This is a genomic window from Rhizobium sp. UFLA01-1127 (assembly GCF_059803845.1).
In genome coordinates, this window is the sequence record NZ_JAUQTZ010000044.1 from 27,916 (window position 1) to 45,777 (window position 17,862).

Consider the following 17,862-nt stretch of genomic DNA (forward strand, 5'->3'; position numbering starts at 1 on the left):
GGATGGCGACAACATCGAGGATGTGGCGGAGAGGGCATACGCGGTGGCCTGCCGCTCGGCTTTGCCGAATGCAAGGCTCGTCAGCTGTCGTCTTTGCGAAACGCACCGCGGGTGCGCTGTTTGGGAAAAGGGTTGATATGGAAATCGGACTATATACTTTCGGCGACCTCACGCCGCATCCGGTCACGGAGCAAAAGCCTTCTGGCACGCAGAGAATCCGCGAGATCATCGCGGCGGCCCGGCTCGCGGACGAAGCGGGACTAGATGTCTTCGGTGTCGGCGAACATCATCGGTTGGATTATGCCGTATCGACCCCGGCCGTGGTGCTCTCGGCCATCGCGGCGCAGACGAATTCCATTCGCTTGACCAGCGCCGTGACGGTGCTGGCCGCTGCCGATCCGGTGCGGGTTTTCGAGGATTTTGCGACGCTTGACCTAGTATCAGAAGGACGGGCCGAGATCATGGCGGGACGCGGCGCGTTCGTAGAGCCGTTTCCGCTGTTCGGCTACAGCCTCGACAATTATGAGGACCTGTTTGTGGAGAGCTATTCGCTCCTCGGCAGGCTCGGTGCTTCCGAGCGCATCTCCTGGCGGGGGAAGTTCCGTCCCGAACTGCGTGATGCCGCCATTGCCCCGCGGCCCCATCAGCAGGAGCTACCCGTCTGGATCGCCGTCGGCGGCAGTCCGGAAAGCGCGGTGCGCACCGGTTCTCTCGGCGCACCGATGACGCTTGCTGCTCTCGGCGGGCCGATCGTCGCCCGAAGGGGCATGGTCGATCTCTACCGTCGGTCCGCACCGGCGGGCGCCACAGGTCTGCGGGTGGCGCTCGCCAGCCACACCCATGTGGGCGCCACCTCCCAGTCCGCGCGTGACATCTTCCATCCCCATTATTCGCATTACTGGCATCACGCATCGGGCGGGCGCGTGCAGCTGATGTCGCGGGCGCAGTTCGATCAGGCGGCCGCACCGGGCATGGCGCTTATGGTCGGGTCGGCGAACGAGATCGTTGACAGGTTGCTGTTTGCACATGAGATCCTCGGCATCGACCGCTTCTTGGCCCAGATCGACCTCGGCTCTCTGCCTTACGCCGAGGTTGCCGCCGTGATCGAGCGGCTGGGCACACAGGTCGCCCCAGCCGTCCGCAAGGCAACTCGCGGCGCTGCCGTCAACAAGGCGGCTCCCGTACTAGTGCAAGGCAAAGCGAAGACGACTCCGTTAGGCCGTCAACAAACATAGGAACCGGTAATTTCTTTGGGTCTCCGGCCGCCGGATTGGTAACGAGCAGAAAATCTGATCGTGCGGCTCTCTTGACTTGAAAAATTGAACAAAGCACGAACATTCCCCATGTGGAGTTACGAGAATGTTCCATAAATCCGATTATCTGAGAAGTTATAACATTACATAGCGCCGGAGTACCGCATCCGGGGGGTCATGAATGCAGCACTGGCTGGAAAAGCTGACAGATGTCGCCGCACTTCAGGGCGAGGAAACAATTGTGAAAGACGCTCTGGCGGATTTGGCCGGACAGGCTGGATTCGCCGGTTATGCTTATCTCAACCTCCAACACGGACATACGCTAGCTGTCTCCAATTACGATCCAGAATGGCAGGCGACATACTTTGATCGAAACCTCGCGGACATCGATCCTGTTGTTAATCGCGCGAAATCTATGAAGCGTGTTTTCAGTTGGGCAGGCGAAAAGGAGGGGACGCGCCTCTCTGCGCGAGAACGAGCATTCTATGCAGAGGCGGCCGATTTTAGAATTCGATCCGGCATTACCATTCCGGTCAAGGCCGCCCATGGCGCGCTATCGATGTTCACGCTAGCATCCGATCAGCCGACGATCGACATAGACAGAAAGATCGATGCGGTTGCAGCCGCAGCCGCCGTCGGGCAACTCCACGCCCGCCTTACACTGTCACAGGCCACGCCCAGTGCAGAAGAAGGTGCACGGCTGAGCCCTAAGGAGGCGACCTATCTAAGATGGATCGCTCTTGGCAAGACGATGGAGGAGATCGCCTACATCGAGGGAGTTAAATACAATACGGTTCGCGTGAAACTCGTCGAAGCCAAAAGGCGCTTCGACGTCCACACGATAACGCATTTGACCGCCCTCGCCATCCGACGAAAGCTGATCTAAGCAGATTTCAGTTCGTCAAAACCTTAGGAATATACCCGAGGATGCTGACGAGCGTACTCACGACACTCATTTGCGCATGCATCTCGATGCTCGCTTCGATGTAGCGAAGATGCTGGGCGCCGCCCGCGGCATTTCCGGATTTGTAGTCATCAGGTAGCGCCTGGAACAGATCGTCGGCTTTATCCACGAGACACCGATGTGTGCGGATGGCATTTACCGTGAGAGATTCCAATTCGGCAAGAGGGAGTTCCCGCGTCAGTCCGACCACTGGTCGAAGTTCGACCTCGTCCTTCAACGTCGCGCCTTCCGATTCCATGCTGTTCCAACCTTGATAAGTCTGCGGCGCGCCCCCGCTGACAATAGACCCTTTGAACCCGGGCGGGGGTTAGAATGCGACCTTAGTTGACGCGTTAGGAAGAGATCTCTGGAGGGACGTTTCTCTCCCAGACCCCAATCAACTCCGACATAGTCTCCAAATAGCCTAGGGCGATCCGCACAAAATTCACGACTAATCAGGCCGCTCGATAGCAAAGGTTTCCGTCACTCGCACAGGCCCATTTACATACTATAGTTGATAAACTTAAAGTATGTAAATCGCGATCTTGCTGCGCATGGATATGCGTAAACTGGTCGGTCGGAACTTTGCCCGCCTGCGTCGGGAGAAGGGCCTGACACAGGAAGAGGTCGAAGCACGTTCTGGCTTCGGCCAACAATATCTCAGCGGTCTGGAACGCGGCAGGCGCAACCCAACCGTCATTACGCTCTATGAACTGGCACAGGCCCTTGGCGTTAGCCATGTCGAATTGGTTAAGCCTGACGACCAGGTTTGAGCCCCACGCCCACATCGCGTCCTGAGTTGCGTCTGCATGGCAATGTCGGATCTACAAACCGAACGGCTGAATGCAGTTAGAATCCGCGAGATTTGAAAGAGGGCTTTTACTTCTTGCCCGCGTCACCGATCGACAGATCGATCCGAATTCCTGCAGTGTTCGGATCAGCTATAGCGGCTCCGTGCGTCGCCTCAGAAGCAGCGCCGCTCGTTTTTTCACTCCAGTCCCCAACCGCCTGCTTTTCGTTGGCAGGAGCCGGGTCGGTAAGCTTCACCTCCGCGGGATCTGGTGCTCGAAACACTGCAGTCCCCTCGAAGTATCCCGTCTGCCAGGCGATGATGGCGTCATCGAAGACCTGGGGAATGACCTCCTTCGAAGTGGGATAGCCATACCATTTGGTGACGATGCGATAGACTTTGGCAAATAGTGCGGTGCCCATGCGCAGGTTCGCGCAAGGCTCAACAAGATCAGCTTTCAGTTCGCCGGCGTCTGCTATACCCAGACCGGCAGGATATTGGGTGAGGCCGACCCGCACGACGTCGCGACCGATATGCTCCCTGACTAGTTCCATCGATTCCTCGGCGGTCTTCGGTTTCGGCACGAGTACGACCCAATTTCCCGATCGAACCGTAATGGTGAGCGGGTCTTGCGCCCCGCCCCGCTCGATGAATCTTTCCATGATCGCCGGCGCCAAACTTGGATCGGCGCATTGCTTGATGAGGGCAGCATCAACCATCCTCGGTCTCCTTGATTCTCAGGTGTTGAAAGCCATGACGACCGGACGGTCGAAGAGTTTTGCCCAGGCAAGCGTCGTTGCCTGCTGGATCGCGACGATCGATGTGCCGGCGGTCCACCATCCATTCCCCGTCGCTACGACAACGTCGGGAGCATGAAGCATCGACTGGAGTATGGGCCAGACGAGGAGCTGCTCGTAGCAGATCAACGGTGCGAGCTTCGTTTCCTCGATCGAGACGATGGGATTGGCGAAGAAATCCGCTCTGGCGCCGCCGCCCTGCCCTGTCCAGGCTTGCCACGGCGACCACATCGAAATGGGGACTGGTATGCGTTCGCGATAGAGGATTTGAGATCGATCCGCCGATATCGCCACCAGCACATTGTCATATCCTTGTCGATCGATGACGGCGGCACCGGCGATGACGGTGACGTCGAGACCGCGTAGGCCGTCCCGCCAGAGACGCTCCACGGTCGGCGTCCAGAAGCCGAGCGCGCTTTCGGGAAGGACAACGAATCGGGTTTGTGGATCGACCGCGGACCGTACCGTTGCGATCAGGCCACGGTGGTGCGCCAGCGAGGCTTCACGGCCAAGGGTTTGGCCCTGTTCGAGGTCGACGCCTTTCCAATCTGGCGCTAAGAGCGCATCTGTCCAGCTTGCGGCGGACCAGGCCCATAATCCTCCCAAGACGATTAGAGTGGCCGGCCAGCCTCGTGATGTCATCATCGCGAGGCTGGCAGCAGTTGCTGCAAGTCCCCACCATTTCCATCCGGGGAAAAGAACACCGGCCGCGGTGATCGGATGCGCCCATCCGGTAATGCCAAAGGGCGGCAGTGCCATCAGCACCGTCGCCACCATGTAGCGCGCCGCCCTCACCTTTCCCGGACGTTTCGACCAGGCTACCGTGTGCACCCCGACAAACGAAGTCGAAGCGGCCAACCACAACATCAGGCCAGGACAGACATCAGCGGCAAAGAAGTTCGCGACACCTTGGGGAAGACCGCGGGAGGCGGCGAGGAAGTAGCCGCCCGAAACAAACGCAGCGGTCAGCCGCGACGGCGATAGCGCCCACAATGCCGGGAAGATCATCGCGACCGGAAGAGCAAGTACGTGGCCGCTCCAGGCGATTGTCCCGGCACAAATCCCAAGCAGGATGAGCAATACAGCACGACAGCGATCACGGGTCGAAGGTGAGAACCGGTCGAGCAAGGCCAAGAAGGCCGGAATCCGGAATAGGTCCAAAATATCGGGAGTCATAGGAGCTCGCATAGGATGAGTGAAGAAACAGATGTCCGATTGGCACGACGCCACCGGAATAGGGGCGGATCGGCCTGCCCTCGGCGTCGGTTGCCAGCAGATCAGAAGCCGGGAGTTCAGCACCGTCAATGACGACGGCCGAGCTGATATCGACGCGCTGGCCGGCAAGTGCGACGACGGTTTTGATAAGGGGAGCGACGCCACCGGGACACGAGCCCCATCGCAGATAGCCGCGGCAGCGCGCATCCGCGAACAGGTCAGTCATCGGTGGGCACACGAACACCAGATCACCAACCGCGACGGCCCGACGCAACGGCTCGATGCGCCAGAGCCCCAGCGGCTCGCTCGGTGTCAGATTCACTCGGAGGCCGTCGACAAATGCACCGGCGATCATGCCAATCACGATCGCGATGAGCGGAGTGACCGTAAGGAGAAAGCCCCGCCCTCTCATTGCTTCAGCGCCGACGTCTGGCGCTGCGCGAACCGCAGTTCTTCAACCTGTTTGAGCGTGGCGGCCGTGCGTTCATGTTCCACAAGCTGCTGGGCCGTCCGCATGACCGGCCAGGCTTGCCTGAGTTCTTCGCGCTCCTTCGGCTGGAGACCGTCGGCGAGCTTCGCGAAAAGCGGACCGGACAGCTCCCGGGCCGCATTGGCGAGTAGAGTGCGCTCGCCGAACCTCTCCGTGATTGCCGCGTTGAAGGCGTCGATTTCGAGTTTTGTCTCACGACCGCTGAGCGCATATGCAAGCGCTGCGGACAGATCGTTGCGATCGATCGCATCGCGCACACGGTCAAGCACCGAGCGCGCGGCCGACGAGAGCGCCGGAATGTCGATCGACATGCGCTGGCGCAGCGCCTGTTCGTCAGTCGCCATGCGCTGTGTCGCGCTTTCGCGCATCTGGAGATAACGTTCGAGGTCGCGAGCCAGCGCCGGCCCGTTGATCTCAGCCACACGGCGCGCCTCGCGATCCACGTTGTTGGCGAGAATACCGGTCTTGCCCTTGAGCAGCCCGATCGAAGCCGGCTCGGTGGCAAGCTTCTGTAGCGTCTCATCGGCAGCTTGCCTGTCGGCGAGGACTACGTCGAAGTTCATCGCACGGAACGTCGCTTCCGGATTGGCGAAGACGTAAGCGAAACGCGCGGAAACTTCTTCCCATTGCCGTTTCAGTGCGGGATCGGCGCCAAGCTTGTCACCGACCGTATCGGCAACAGAGCCAGCGAATGTCTTGATGCCAGCGACCATGGGTGCGGCCTCCTTCATCGTTGGAGTGTCAGGGATTTGGGTGAAGCCGAGGCGCGGGGCGAAGGCAGCAAGGCGCTGGCCGAGCTCGATGAGCTTCGCCTTCTGGCGCAGCGTCCAATCCAGTCGATCGCGTACGAGCGTGCGAGCGACCTGAACGATGTGCAGGCCACGATTTTCTGCGAAGCGCAGCGCCTCGCGATAGAGCTTTCCACGCTCGTAATCGAGCGTCGTCTCCTTGGCTTGTCTTCGGGAGAGGACCTTGGCCAGTCCGCCGTTATAGGAGAAGGATCTCGTCCCGTAGTAGAGCTGCAGATCCTCGCGATGGCGGGTCATGGCCACATAGGTCAGGTGCCGATCCAGGGACAGGGAAACGAGCATCTTGACCCGGTCGACGGTGGCGCCCTGAGACTTGTGGATCGTCGTGGCATAGCCGTGATCGAGATTGTTGTAGAACCGCTGTTCTATGATCACCTGGTGGCGCTGATCGCCCTCGCCCACCGTTGCGACGATGCGGTTTGCTGCAGCCTCTATAACATGACCGATCATGCCATTTTTGACGCTGAGCGATGCCTCGTTCTTCAGGAAGACGATCTGATCGCCAGCATCGAAACGGCGTTCGCCGTCAGTCGTTTTGAAGGCATGGCCTTCGCCGACAATGCCGCGCTCGACCAGCTTTTGGCGGGCCATGACGTTGAGCATGCGCACATCGCGGCGCAGATGGGCGAGGATCAGCGTCGTCTTGGTGTGATGGAAGTCCTGGTTCCAGTCGGCGATCAGCCTCTCGACGGCTTCGGCCTTCAGGCGCGAGCCGAGCACCCTGCCCTCACCTTGATACGCAGCGAGGGCTTGGCCGACATTTCCGCGCGCCAGATCGAGCGACGCCTTGCGCATCCAATCCTCGCGCTGGCGATAGATCGTCTCGAGTTCGGCATAGCCAATGCGATCGACAATGGCGCGGAACGCGGCCCCCGCCTCGATCGGCTGAAGCTGCTCGGGATCACCGACCAGCACGATCTTCGCACCCGCCCTGACCACAGCATCGACGAACCCCGCCATTTGTTTCGAGGCGACCATGCCTGCCTCATCCATGACGAAGATCGTCTTGTCGTCCAGAACGTCACGGCCGCGGTTCCAGCGCAGCTCCCATGACGCAAGTGTCCGGCTGTCGATGCCGGCCTCCTTCTCCAGACCCTCAGCCGCCTTGCCCGCAAGCGCACCGCCGACGACGCGATATCCGGCCAGCTCCCATGCCTCACGGGCCGCCTTCATCATCGTGGTCTTGCCCGCACCCGCGCGCCCGACGACGGCTGCGATGCGGATAGGTCCTGCAATGCGCTCGATCGCGGCCTTCTGCTCGTCGGACAGCCGCTCATGCCGCCTGAACGTCGCATCCAGTACAGCCTCGGAAACGGCATGGGTCTCCTTGCCTGACAGCCACATGGCCTGCCGCGCCATCGTCGCTTCCAGCCGGATCATCGCTCGCGTCGAATATCGCGCCAGCAGTTTCTCGCCGGTGGCAAAATCGATCGTGTCACGCTGCAGCCGAAGCACGTCCGGGTTCAGGATGATTTTCAGCATCAGCTGCTGGAAGACTGCGGGGTCGTCGACATAGCGGTGCAGGACTTTGGCGATATCGCGTTCGCCGAAGACGCTCTTTTCCCGCGTGATCAGGTCGAGGACAATGGCGGGATTGCGCAGGATCTGGCGGGTATTTTCCGAGCGTCGCTGCTCGTTCAGCTCGACCCGTTCCAAAGCCGGGCGCACACCTTGGCTCTCCGCCTTGCGCTCGATGGCCTTGGCCCCGACGCCGAGATGGATGGTCGGCTCAAGCTCGATCCCCTGCTTTTCGTAGGACCTTCCGTCGATCGTCACATCAATGCCGCCGAGTGCGAGATGATAGTTCAACCGCTCGAACCATCCGTCTCGCAACACGTTGAAGTCATCGGTCGAACCGGCCCAGAGTTCGTAAAGGATCTTGCCGGATTTCGTGCGCACCGGCTGGCCGTCCTCGCCGATGACCGCGACCTTCTTCGACCCGAAGCCGTCCTCGGAAAGAGGCCGTAACGTGGTCATCAGGTGGATATGTGGATTGCCGGGATTGTCGTGATAGACCCAGTCGGCGACCATGCCCCTCGCCAGGATGTGTTTCTCGACGAAATCACGGATCAGGGCGATGTTCTGCTCGGCCGACAGTTCCAGCGGCAGTGCAATGGTGAAGTCGCGGGCGAGCTGTGCGTCGGCACGTTTCTCGAAAGCCTCGACCTTGTTCCAGAAGGCCTCGACAGCGTCCGAAACCGAGCGGTCGGCGATGAGGCTGCGAGCCCATTCGGGGGCATCGACGGGAAGTACGAACTCTTCATGCAGCAAGCCTTGTTTGCGGGTGTAGTCAACGGTACGGCCCTCACGCTCGTATTCCATCTTCGCGCAGTGCCGGTAGGCCGCAGACAGCACCACGCTGCGGCCCGAGCCGCGGCTGACGATGCTGGCTGAGAAATGAGCGATGGCCACGGCGAAGAGCGCTCCCGGTTAGAACCAAGTTCGTCGGGAGCGGTAGGGCGGCGAGCCTCTTACGCAACGCGTCGCGCCAGCGACGTATAATTGCGCCCTTGGATCCGCTCCTTCGGAACGCCGGGATGATCTCGCAATGTGTCGGCGTTGCCGACGTGCAGATTTGCACGTTCCCTGAAGAGGTCATCGGCGAGAAGTTTGGCGCTGCAGATGCAGAGCCAAACGAGAAGGACGAATGACCGGAATGAAGAAGCCAGCTTCGAAAATCAGAGAAGACATTGCACGGCTGCAGGATCAGCTCAGACAGGCGGAGACGCGCGAGGCTGAGCGCATCGGTCGGGTTGCGCTCAAAGCCGGTCTCGGCGAGATCGAGATTGACGAAGCCGAGCTCCTGGCAGCGTTCGAACTGATCGCAAACCGCTTTCGCGGCGGAAAAGATCCTACGGCCGGGAAACAGAACAGCGGTTATGGCGGGTCCGCGAGCGACACGACCGCGATGGTCGCGACTGGCGCGGCTCAGAGCGGCGCTGGCGAGGCTTGAGCGAATGCGCCAGATCACGTCGAGCGAGGCCCGAAAAAAAGACACGCGCGAAAAAATCGAGTTGGGCGGGCTGATCGTCAAGGCCGGTCTTCGCTATGAAAAACGAGCTCTTCTGCTTGGGCTGCTCATCGATGCCGCAAGACGGATGCGGAACAACGGCTCGGAACGAACGAGGCTGATAGCAATCGGCACGGAGGCGTTCGGTGTTGACAGCGAGTAGGCTCCTCCTTGCCATCGTCCCAGCAGCAATCATGATCGCGGCGACGGTTGTCACGCCGGGCATCGAACTCTGGCTTGCAGCCTTCGGGAAAACTGCACAGGCCAAGCTGGTTCTCGGCTGGATCGGGCTTGCCCTTCCCTATGCGATTGCGGCCGGCATCGGCGTGATCGCCCTGTTCGCCATCAATGGCTCGCCGAACATCAAGATGACAGGCTGGGGCGTGGCCACGGGAAGCGTGGTCGTTATCATCATCGCCGTGCTGCGCGAGACGATGCGCCTCGCCGGTATTGCCGATCACGTCCCGGCCGGGCAATCCGTGTTGGCCTATGCCGATCCATCGACGCTCCTCGGCGCGAGTGGCGCGATCCTCTCCGGCATCTTCGCGCTGCGCGTCGCACTGAAGGGCAACGCGGCATTTTCAAAACCCCTGCCCCGGCGCGTTCATGGCGAGCGTGCGATCTATGGTGACGCTGACTGGATGAAGCTGGCAGACGCGGAGGAGCTGTTTCCGGATAAAGGCGGTATCGTTGTCGGGGAACGCTACCGCGTGGACAAGGACGACGTCGCCGCACGCCCGTTTCGGGAAAAACAGCCGCGCACCTGGGGCGCGGGTGGAAAGTCGCCGCTCCTGTGCTTCGACGGTTCATTCGGCTCGAGCCATGGCATCGTCTTTGCCGGCTCCGGCGGCTTCAAGACCACGTCAATCGTCATTCCCTCGACTCTCAAATGGGGCAGCTCACTCGTTGTGCTCGATCCATCGCGGAAGGTCGCGCCATTGGCCGCCGAGCATCGCATGCGCGCGGGGCGGCACATTCGCGTTCTCGACCCGAAGCGCCCCGAAACTGGCTTCAATGTCCTCGACTGGATCGGCCGGTTCGGTGGAACGAAGGAAGAGGACATCGCCTCGGTAGCGTCGTGGATCGTGAGCGATAGCGGGCGCACGAACGTGCGCGACGAATTCTTCCGCGGCTCGGGGCTGCAACTGCTGACCGCGCTGATTGCCGATGTCTGCATCTCCGGCAACACCAAGCCCGAAGATCAGACGCTGCGGCAGGTTCGCAAGAACCTCGCGGAGCCGGAACCGAAGCTGCGCGACCGTCTTCAGAAGATCCACGAGAACTCGGAATCCGACTTCGTGAAGGAGAACGTCGCGGCCTTCGTCAACATGACGCCCGAGACGTTTTCGGGTGTCTACGCCAATGCGGTGAAGGAAACCCACTGGCTGTCCTATCCGAACTATGCGGCCTTGGTATCGGGCTCCAGCTTCTCCACTGACGATCTCGCCGCCGGAGCCGTAGACGTGTTTATCAACATCGACACGAAGACGCTCGAAACCCATGCGGCGCTCGCGCGGGTTATCATCGGCTCGTTTCTCAACGCCATCTATAATCGCGACGGCGAGATCGAAGGCAGGACGCTGTTCCTGCTCGACGAGGTCGCGCGCCTCGGCTTCATGAAGATCATGGAAACGGCGCGTGACGACGGCCGGAAATACGGCATCACGCTCACGATGATTTATCAGTCGATCGGACAGATGCGCGAGACCTATGGCGGCCAGGACGCGACGAGCAAATGGTTCGAGAGCGCGAGTTGGATCTCGTTTGCCGCCATCAACGATCCCGACACCGCCGACTACATATCAAAGCGTTGCGGTGACACCACGGTCGAGGTCGATCAGACGAACCGCTCGACGGGAATGAAGGGGTCTTCGCGGTCGCGATCGAAGCAACTGAGCCGCCGGCCGCTGATCATGCCGCACGAGGTGTTGCGCATGCGCGCGGACGAACAAATCGTCTTCACATCAGGCAATCCGCCGCTTAGATGCGGGCGCGCCATCTGGTTTCGGCGCGACGACATGAAGAGCTGTATCGACGAGAACCGATTTCATCGGGGCGAAAGCCTTCGGGAGCGCCAAAACGGACTCGTTCAGTAATCGAACCCATCACGAAAATGAATCGATGCACGCCATCCGATTCAAATGTCTCGTTGGACGCGCGAATACCGATCGACGATTCTTCGGCCATGATCGCGCAACCCTATCAGCTCTATGTCGAACGAACCGATCCGCCAAGGAACATGGCGAGATACTATGCAATGTCCATTGAGCCGACCTTGTTCGGCGACGCCTGCCTCACGCGACGATGGGGACGCATCGGCAGCAATGGCCAGCAAATGATCCATCATTTCGAGAAAGAGGAAGAGGCGGTCGCGCTGTTCCTGGAATTGCTCCGCCAGAAGCGGGCGAAAGGCTATCGGCCGGCGCGATCGGCATAGCACAGGCGTCTTGACCTTTTCAGCCACGCAAATGCTTGAGCGATACCAACGCCTTCTGGAAAAAACATTTCGAGGGCTCCAGGTAGCATCTCCCGCACACATCTTGCAAACCGAAGTGCTGCCACCTCATGACCCATCGACTGCAGCGAAACAATGGGCCGCAGCCGTTGATTTTTACGAGGAACTTCGTATATATGGTGAAGACGGCGAAAGGTGATTGCCGCCCTTCTGAGCGGAGCATACCAGCACGAGGCGCAACGTTCGAATGTCGACACGAAGAACCTGCTTCTAACCGGTTTGGTGACCGCCGAGGAAATTTGCGACGTGTTGAAGCGCTGCCAAGGTCAGGATCACACAGCCTCGCCGCATCATCAGGTGCCGTCGATCGAGGTCCATATAATCCAGCGTGTGGCTGGTACATCAAATTCTACTTTGTTGACCCGGACACCGTGTTCATCAGCGTGCATCAGTGAGGTGACACATGAAACTTTATCAACCCGGTGACACGAGCAAAGCAATTTGCCCGCATTGCGGCAGGCTCGTTTCCACGACCTTCGCCTATCGCGACGTGCCTTTCGAAGACGGCTCCGGCGTGGTCAAGGGGATACTTGCCGCGGTCTGTGATGAGTGTCAGAGCGTCATCGCGATCCCTGCGCAATCGACCCCAGCTATTCGACGCGCGCGCGATACCGCTGAGATTTCTCTTGAAGTCAGCATTCCTGCTCCGGAGGTCGAGATCCTTGACGCGGCCGCCTACCGTGTCGACCCCACTGCAACGACGCGCTTTAGGAAATCGCTCTTTGCCTTCTATCTTCAGCGTTTGCGGCACAGCCAGGGCACAGTGGAAGTCCTGCGCCGCGATTTCGAAGCGTGGGATGCGATAAAGGCTGAACAGCGCAAGCGTGCCGGGCGCGGGATCAGGATCCCCCAACGTCGGCTTTCATTCAAGATATCGCCAAAGACCGACCGCGATGTTCAATGGATCATGGAAGCGAGCGGCATGAACAAGACCGACACGGTGCGCAGTGTCGTGATGGAAATCGAGAAAGACCTTTTGGGACCGAAGGTACCCCGCGAACTGAGACATCTGCAGGACATCGCAGCAGTCGTTAACGCCTGAAGAGCCGGCAGTGGCACATTGGGCTGAGCGTCAGAGGCTCGTGCATTCTTTCCAGCGTGAGCAAAGCCTGCACCGGGGTTCGATGTCCCGGTGCAGGCTCCAAGGACCACGGTTTCGCGGTTTCGGGCCATTCCTCGTTCAGCCGATCGCGCCGGGACACTCCTGAAATTGGGTTCTTGCTCGGAAGAAACACCCCACGTGAGAAGGGCCGCTTCCGGCCCCTCTCTCCAGATTTCCAATCTACGAGCGGTTGGAAAAAAGCGGCATTGTGCGCTTCTTCGTCAGGCTGTCGCGCGTTGTGGTGAACATGGAGCCATCCCATTCCCGCCACGTTTCCCAGCCGTTGATGGTGGCGCGACCGTACCAGACGCACACCTTGACGGTTGTTTCATCGATTTCCTCGACGATGGAAACAGTAAATGTGCCGCCGAGGTTCGATGGGGTATCATAGACCTCAACCTCTTTTTGCCGGTTGGTCATGGTCAAACCTCAGAGCGAATGATTGTGGGACGGTTTCGCTGTATGCGAACGGTGAAGCCCGCGACGCGGGTGCCGATGATCCCCGGTTCATCGATATGTTCGAAAGCCGGATCGAAGACGGCGCGCGAAATCTGAAACTGCCCCGCAACGAGATCGATCGCATGGGTTGGTGAAACGCTGTCGCCCTCTTCATTCACGCCGGTTACGAGCAGGTTTCCGGCAAGCGGCGACGGAAAATCCGCCAGTTGCGTAAAGCATTCGAGGCCGTCGATAAGGCCGTTATCGTCGCAATAGACGATATGGTCATCGCCGATCCGGACGACATCGACGCATGTGCAATCGATGTGAGCATAGATGGACTTCAAGATGTCCTTCCGGTCTATCTCTACGCTGCGAATGGTTCCTGCCTTGGCGTCGATCAGGTAACCGATGAATTTGTCTGTCATTGGGATGAACTCCTTCTTCCCGCGAAGCGGTCTTGCTCTTGCCCTGTTGGGGCTGAAGCCTGCTTCTGGTTTGATTTGCGAACATGGCGGATGCGCACGGCAATGTCGGTCGCTCGAGCTTCCGCCATTGAGGCGCATCGTCGATTTCTTGCTGTTCGAGGTTTCCGGCCCGCCCGAAAGGAATGATCCTCTCGGGCGAAGCCGGCATTCCGATCGCGCCATCAATCCCAGGGAATGACAGCCATCAGGTCTTCGTCGTCCTGACCCGGATAGCGGCCCAAATTGGCATTGAGCCTGCCGTGGCCGGTACTAATGGAAAGGCTGTAATAGTCGCCGCCGCTCTGGTTCTTTTTCTGCCAGATCGCACCGATTTCGACCTGCCGGCCCTTTGGAGAGGTGGCAAAGAGGCGGTAGACCGGCGCATAGGGATTGGTGCTGCGGTTCTCCTTGCCCGTGATGTCGAGGTCATAGGAGATGGATGCGATGTTGCCGGTGAGGGTGTTGTTCTCACCAAAGCGAATGAAGTTTGCGTAGTCGGTCATTGTCTGTCTCCGTAGGTTGTGGTTGCAATCCGAAGGGCAAGCCCCCTCGGGCGAAGCCTCCCCGGTCTTCCCGGGGGAATGGCCTCTGACATTCCCCGGGACAGAGTGGGGAGGGCGAAAGCCCGCCCCGCGGCGGCGAACGGGACTGTCAAGCGGCGTGGCGCGGAAGGCGGGGCATCTTCACGGGTCCGCGCTCGCGGACTGGCGCGGAAGATGAACCGGCTTCACGGGCCGCTTGACCGGCCTGGGCGGCGATGTCATGGGGCGAAAACAAACAAGGCGGACCGGAACGGGCCTCATCGCCGGGGGCGCAGCACCCCGCACAAGCGATAGCCATCAGGATCGGTAAAGACGGTTGAAGACCGGCTGCATGCCGTCGGCATAGAGCGCGGACCACTCAAGGAACGGGTGGCTCGACTTCCGATTCACACATCGCGGAGGATGCGTGATTCCGTTGCGGATTTGCCGAGAAATGCCTATTTTAGGTCAATTCGCGGCGAAACTGCTGGTTCCAGGTCATGGGTGGCCGTCAATATCGGTTGACGAGCGGGCCACTCGACACTATGTTGAGTTCTAACAACTAACCCAGCATCCTGAGAGACATGGGCTCCGGGCGGTTGGGGTAAAAAGCCGGCGCAAGCCGGTTTTTTTATGTCTTGGGGGCAGGAGTGCCAGCATTACGAACGCGCGTCTATATCGACGGCTACAATCTTTACTATGGTTGCCTTCGCAAGACCGCCTTCAAATGGCTTGATGTCCTGAGCCTGTTCGAAACGCAAATTTTGCCGACGATCCTCTACAGGCCGACACCAGATGCCGAGCCGGCAACAATGCCGCTCCATCCCGACTGCGCGATCAAATATTTCACCGCCAAGATCATCGAAAGTGCCGCCAAGGGTGAGGACTCGGTCTCTTCCCAAGCCCAATATCACAATGCCCTGACGACCCATTGCGGTGGCAGGCTCTCCTTCGTGATGGGCCACTATTCCCTTTATAAGGCCAATCAGCATATCGTTCCCGCCGACGATCCGAAGCGTTGGCCGCGCGATTGCGACAAGATCCAGGTCTGGAAGCTCGAGGAGAAGCAGTCGGACGTGAACCTGGCGCTTCATCTCTACGACGACGCCCTGAGCGGCGAGGTCGACCAGGTGGTGCTTGTCACCAACGACACTGATCTGACGCCGGCGCTGGAGATGTTGAAGGTCCGCTGCCCGAACATCATCCGTGGCCTGGTGATTCCGACGCGCAAGGTCGGCGCGGGCGGCGACTTTGAACGCGAGGCAAACGTGTCGCTGGCGAAGCTCGCTCATTGGGTCAGGCGGCATATCTCGGATGACGAATTACGGGCGTCGCAATTGCCGGATGTCGTCCCCGGTCGCCGGCGTGCCAGCGTCAAACCGCATTCATGGTATGCGAAGCCGCATCACCTCGCGAAGATGCTGGAAATGGCCCGCCCTGTGCTGCGCACCGAAGGCGAGGTCCTGAAATGGGCGCGCAGGGAGAGCGCGCATCTCGGTGGCCGTCGCCCGATCGATCTGATCGAGACGGATGCCGGCGCCGTCGAGGTCTTCGACTACATCGAAGCCTTTATACGCGAGCAGCTCGACAAGGCCGGTGATCAGGACGATCTGTCCTCGAACTCCTGAATTCGACGGGCGGGATGGGAGCATGAGGGATGGGGCTTTGGGGCGTCCCTCATCCTGGCCCGCGCCGCTTCGATGGCGGCAAGGCCAGGCAAGCGGCAAGCCTCGACGGTCCGGCTCGTAATCTGGCAAATGTGAAAGGCGTTGCGCCGCCTCTTCCGGCGGCGCATTTACTTCGCTCACGCCTTTAGCGCGGCCATCCTTTCGCCGAGCAGCCAAAGGGCCTTGTTCAGCTTGATATCCTGGTCGATGCCGTTCACGGCGCGGGACTTCACACGGCGCGGCCTGCCGAGATCGTCGCGGCCAACGCCGCGCAACCCACCTTTGACGGCGTTTTCTTGAACTACGTTCCAGACGGTCCAGAGATCATTGGAACGATCGTCGTGGCGGCGGGGCACAAGCAACTGTTGCGGCTTGATCGGAGTCGTGATCTCGCCTTCGTTGTCTCCGAAGTGCAGGACATGGGCGGCGTCGGCGAGAATGTCGGCTTCCTCATGGTTCAGCCGCAAGGTCGACCAATCCTGCGGAGCGGCAAGGGTGCGTTCGGCCTCGCCGAGAACACGATAGGTGCCTTCGATGACCTTGTGCTGCACATCGCCGGAATGACGAACCTTGATCGCGTCGATGGCTCCGGTCTGCGTCACCAAGGAATTGAGGCAACGGACGCGGAAAAGTCCGGCCATGAGCTCGTAGGCGCTCGTCCCGTCATTGGCGTTCTTGAGCAGGATCTCGCAAACAGTGTCACCCACGCTGTACACCTTGCCGTCATCGATGCGACGCATGCGAATGAGGTGCTTGGTGAAATCGGCCTTGCCCTCGGTGCGGCTGCGCGACTGCTTTGCGCCGACAGGCATGAAACCTTCGTTCATGAGGCCGCGCAATACTTCGATGGTTGGAATGGGCTGGAACCGCTCGGACCGGCTTTCGTGGGCCGTCACCGCGAAGATCGAAGGAGCGATGCGACGCATTTCGGTTTCGGTCAGTGCGCGGCCAGTGTCGAAACGTGCGGTCTCGGTGTAGATGCTCATTGTCTTTCTCCAAAGCTTTCCGTTGCCACCCCGAAGGGCAAGCCCCTCGGGCGAAGCCTCCCCGGTCCTTCCCGGGGAATGGCCTCTGACATTCCCCCGGACAGAGTGGGGAGGGCGAAAGCCCGCCCCTCGGCGGCGAACGGGACTGTCAAGCGGCGTGGCGCGGAAGACGGGGTATCTTCACGGGTCCGCGTGTGCGGACTGGCGCGGAAGATGAACCGACTTCACGGGCCGCTTGACCGGCCTGGGCGACGATGTCATGGGGCGAAAACAAACAAGGCGGACCGGAACGGGCCACATCACCGGGGGCGCAGCACCCAACAGACAAGCGATCGCCATCGGGACGGCAAAAACGATTGAAGACCGGCTGCGTGTCGTCGGCACAGAGCGGATCGCTCCACCAATTGGTGGATCGAGCGATCTCAGAAAGCACCATCCCATCCAAGGCGGTCGTTTCCCAAAGACTTCGGAAAACCCTACAGCGCTATGACGGAGCGCGGGTTTCCTCCGTCTGCGCCGCTCGTCGGCAAAGCCGACTCACTCCGGCCGCGGCCGCGCCGCCCGGCGGCGCTGCGGCTGGAAAACGAATTCGGACCGAGCGATGCGCAGACCCAGCTCTTTTGATCGCACCAGCGCGACGTGAAACAAGCACGGTGCGATCCGGAAACGATGAAGAGCATTGGAGAAATCAGCATGGCGCCGGACGCAGGCCGGGATTTCGGGAATTCTCGACGCGCAAAGAGCGGAAAAAGGGCAGCCGCAGGAGCTTCAACATCGTGGCCCGAAGGGGAAGCGGGATCGACTGCCTCCGCTCTTTGCGCTCCCTTTCATCTGTCTCTTATACACATCTGACGCTGCC

The 17,862-nt window shown here is 60.1% G+C and carries 18 protein-coding genes; 9 read left to right on the forward strand and 9 right to left on the reverse strand.

Annotated features, from left to right (window positions below; genetic code table 11):
- Window positions 1–137 precede the first annotated feature (137 nt).
- Together Q4Q11_RS13525 and traR are read left to right on the forward strand one after the other, a co-directional pair.
- Window positions 138–1,235 (forward strand): LLM class flavin-dependent oxidoreductase, encoded by a 1,098-nt coding sequence (locus tag Q4Q11_RS13525; RefSeq protein ID WP_498569791.1) that lies wholly within the window; start codon window positions 138–140, stop codon window positions 1,233–1,235.
- A gap of 199 nt (window positions 1,236–1,434) precedes the next feature.
- The gene (gene traR / locus Q4Q11_RS13530) at window positions 1,435–2,139 is read left to right on the forward strand and encodes an autoinducer-binding transcriptional regulator TraR (RefSeq protein WP_498569792.1); all 705 of its coding nucleotides are present in this window, start codon (window positions 1,435–1,437) and stop codon (window positions 2,137–2,139) included.
- Window positions 2,140–2,146: 7 nt separating this feature from the next.
- On the opposite strand, the gene Q4Q11_RS13535 is transcribed toward traR, so the two are convergent.
- Window positions 2,147–2,455, reverse strand: a complete 309-nt coding sequence (locus Q4Q11_RS13535) for a transcriptional repressor TraM (protein ID WP_498569793.1) — start codon at window positions 2,453–2,455, stop codon at window positions 2,147–2,149.
- A gap of 295 nt (window positions 2,456–2,750) precedes the next feature.
- On the opposite strand from Q4Q11_RS13535, the gene Q4Q11_RS13540 reads away from it, so the two are divergent.
- The gene (locus Q4Q11_RS13540; RefSeq protein ID WP_488556059.1) at window positions 2,751–2,969 is read left to right on the forward strand and encodes a helix-turn-helix domain-containing protein; all 219 of its coding nucleotides are present in this window, start codon (window positions 2,751–2,753) and stop codon (window positions 2,967–2,969) included.
- Between the two features lie 106 nt (window positions 2,970–3,075).
- On the opposite strand, the gene Q4Q11_RS13545 is transcribed toward Q4Q11_RS13540, so the two are convergent.
- The 4 genes from Q4Q11_RS13545 to traA are packed head-to-tail and all read right to left on the reverse strand — an operon-like array spanning window position 3,076 to window position 8,709.
- Window positions 3,076–3,705, reverse strand: a complete 630-nt coding sequence (locus Q4Q11_RS13545) for a TraH family protein (RefSeq protein WP_498569794.1) — start codon at window positions 3,703–3,705, stop codon at window positions 3,076–3,078.
- Between the two features lie 18 nt (window positions 3,706–3,723).
- Window positions 3,724–4,863 carry a conjugal transfer protein TraB gene (locus Q4Q11_RS13550; protein WP_498569806.1) on the reverse strand — a complete coding sequence of 380 codons (1,140 nt, stop codon included), beginning with the start codon at window positions 4,861–4,863 and terminating at the stop codon, window positions 3,724–3,726.
- Window positions 4,864–4,879: 16 nt separating this feature from the next.
- Entirely contained in the window at window positions 4,880–5,353 is a 474-nt protein-coding gene (gene traF / locus Q4Q11_RS13555; RefSeq protein ID WP_498569807.1) for a conjugative transfer signal peptidase TraF, read from the reverse strand.
- A gap of 53 nt (window positions 5,354–5,406) precedes the next feature.
- On the reverse strand, window positions 5,407–8,709 hold the full coding sequence (gene traA / locus Q4Q11_RS13560; RefSeq protein ID WP_498569795.1) for a Ti-type conjugative transfer relaxase TraA: 3,303 nt from the start codon (window positions 8,707–8,709) through the stop codon (window positions 5,407–5,409).
- A 244-nt stretch (window positions 8,710–8,953) separates the two neighbouring features.
- Between traA and traC the strand changes: the two genes are divergently transcribed.
- The 5 genes from traC to Q4Q11_RS13585 all read left to right on the forward strand — a co-directional run bounded on the left by traC (window position 8,954) and on the right by Q4Q11_RS13585 (window position 12,864).
- Complete coding sequence (gene traC / locus Q4Q11_RS13565) at window positions 8,954–9,250, forward strand: conjugal transfer protein TraC (RefSeq protein WP_498569796.1); 297 nt, start codon at window positions 8,954–8,956, stop codon at window positions 9,248–9,250.
- A gap of 4 nt (window positions 9,251–9,254) precedes the next feature.
- Window positions 9,255–9,470 (forward strand): type IV conjugative transfer system coupling protein TraD, encoded by a 216-nt coding sequence (gene traD / locus Q4Q11_RS13570; RefSeq protein ID WP_498569797.1) that lies wholly within the window; start codon window positions 9,255–9,257, stop codon window positions 9,468–9,470.
- A complete protein-coding gene (gene traG / locus Q4Q11_RS13575) occupies window positions 9,457–11,403 on the forward strand; it encodes a Ti-type conjugative transfer system protein TraG (protein WP_498569808.1) in 1,947 nt (648 codons plus the stop codon). Before traD ends, traG begins: the two co-directional genes overlap by 14 nt.
- Window positions 11,404–11,492: 89 nt before the next feature.
- Complete coding sequence (locus Q4Q11_RS13580; RefSeq protein WP_488556066.1) at window positions 11,493–11,744, forward strand: WGR domain-containing protein; 252 nt, start codon at window positions 11,493–11,495, stop codon at window positions 11,742–11,744.
- 481 nt (window positions 11,745–12,225) lie between these two features.
- Entirely contained in the window at window positions 12,226–12,864 is a 639-nt protein-coding gene (locus Q4Q11_RS13585; RefSeq protein ID WP_498569798.1) for a hypothetical protein, read from the forward strand.
- A 240-nt stretch (window positions 12,865–13,104) separates the two neighbouring features.
- Here the strand turns inward: Q4Q11_RS13585 and Q4Q11_RS13590 are convergent, their stop codons facing one another.
- The 3 genes from Q4Q11_RS13590 to Q4Q11_RS13600 all read right to left on the reverse strand — a co-directional run bounded on the left by Q4Q11_RS13590 (window position 13,105) and on the right by Q4Q11_RS13600 (window position 14,332).
- Window positions 13,105–13,344, reverse strand: a complete 240-nt coding sequence (locus Q4Q11_RS13590; protein WP_498569799.1) for a hypothetical protein — start codon at window positions 13,342–13,344, stop codon at window positions 13,105–13,107.
- A gap of 2 nt (window positions 13,345–13,346) precedes the next feature.
- Window positions 13,347–13,790, reverse strand: a complete 444-nt coding sequence (locus Q4Q11_RS13595; RefSeq protein WP_498569800.1) for a DUF3846 domain-containing protein — start codon at window positions 13,788–13,790, stop codon at window positions 13,347–13,349.
- Between the two features lie 221 nt (window positions 13,791–14,011).
- Window positions 14,012–14,332 carry a DUF736 domain-containing protein gene (locus Q4Q11_RS13600; protein ID WP_498569801.1) on the reverse strand — a complete coding sequence of 107 codons (321 nt, stop codon included), beginning with the start codon at window positions 14,330–14,332 and terminating at the stop codon, window positions 14,012–14,014.
- A gap of 668 nt (window positions 14,333–15,000) precedes the next feature.
- Between Q4Q11_RS13600 and Q4Q11_RS13605 the strand changes: the two genes are divergently transcribed.
- On the forward strand, window positions 15,001–15,978 hold the full coding sequence (locus tag Q4Q11_RS13605) for an antitoxin Xre/MbcA/ParS toxin-binding domain-containing protein (RefSeq protein ID WP_498569802.1): 978 nt from the start codon (window positions 15,001–15,003) through the stop codon (window positions 15,976–15,978).
- 176 nt (window positions 15,979–16,154) lie between these two features.
- Here the strand turns inward: Q4Q11_RS13605 and Q4Q11_RS13610 are convergent, their stop codons facing one another.
- Window positions 16,155–17,003, reverse strand: coding sequence for a DUF932 domain-containing protein (locus tag Q4Q11_RS13610; protein WP_498569803.1), 849 nt, complete (start codon window positions 17,001–17,003; stop codon window positions 16,155–16,157).
- Window positions 17,004–17,862: the final 859 nt, after the last annotated feature.

What these genes read in the sequence shown, in the direction of transcription:
- Q4Q11_RS13525 (WP_498569791.1), top strand. Translation starts at nt 138, where the DNA reads ATGGAAATCGGACTATATACTTTCGGCGACCTCACGCCGCATCCGGTC.
- Q4Q11_RS13600 (WP_498569801.1), bottom strand. Translation starts at nt 14,332, where the DNA reads ATGACCGACTACGCAAACTTCATTCGCTTTGGTGAGAACAACACCCTC.
- Q4Q11_RS13545 (WP_498569794.1), bottom strand. Translation starts at nt 3,705, where the DNA reads ATGGTTGATGCTGCCCTCATCAAGCAATGCGCCGATCCAAGTTTGGCG.
- Q4Q11_RS13595 (WP_498569800.1), bottom strand. Translation starts at nt 13,790, where the DNA reads ATGACAGACAAATTCATCGGTTACCTGATCGACGCCAAGGCAGGAACC.
- traC (WP_498569796.1), top strand. Translation starts at nt 8,954, where the DNA reads ATGAAGAAGCCAGCTTCGAAAATCAGAGAAGACATTGCACGGCTGCAG.
- traR (WP_498569792.1), top strand. Translation starts at nt 1,435, where the DNA reads ATGCAGCACTGGCTGGAAAAGCTGACAGATGTCGCCGCACTTCAGGGC.
- Q4Q11_RS13540 (WP_488556059.1), top strand. Translation starts at nt 2,751, where the DNA reads ATGGATATGCGTAAACTGGTCGGTCGGAACTTTGCCCGCCTGCGTCGG.
- Q4Q11_RS13590 (WP_498569799.1), bottom strand. Translation starts at nt 13,344, where the DNA reads ATGACCAACCGGCAAAAAGAGGTTGAGGTCTATGATACCCCATCGAAC.
- Q4Q11_RS13580 (WP_488556066.1), top strand. Translation starts at nt 11,493, where the DNA reads ATGATCGCGCAACCCTATCAGCTCTATGTCGAACGAACCGATCCGCCA.
- traD (WP_498569797.1), top strand. Translation starts at nt 9,255, where the DNA reads ATGCGCCAGATCACGTCGAGCGAGGCCCGAAAAAAAGACACGCGCGAA.
- Q4Q11_RS13610 (WP_498569803.1), bottom strand. Translation starts at nt 17,003, where the DNA reads ATGAGCATCTACACCGAGACCGCACGTTTCGACACTGGCCGCGCACTG.
- traF (WP_498569807.1), bottom strand. Translation starts at nt 5,353, where the DNA reads ATGATCGCCGGTGCATTTGTCGACGGCCTCCGAGTGAATCTGACACCG.
- Q4Q11_RS13535 (WP_498569793.1), bottom strand. Translation starts at nt 2,455, where the DNA reads ATGGAATCGGAAGGCGCGACGTTGAAGGACGAGGTCGAACTTCGACCA.
- Q4Q11_RS13585 (WP_498569798.1), top strand. Translation starts at nt 12,226, where the DNA reads ATGAAACTTTATCAACCCGGTGACACGAGCAAAGCAATTTGCCCGCAT.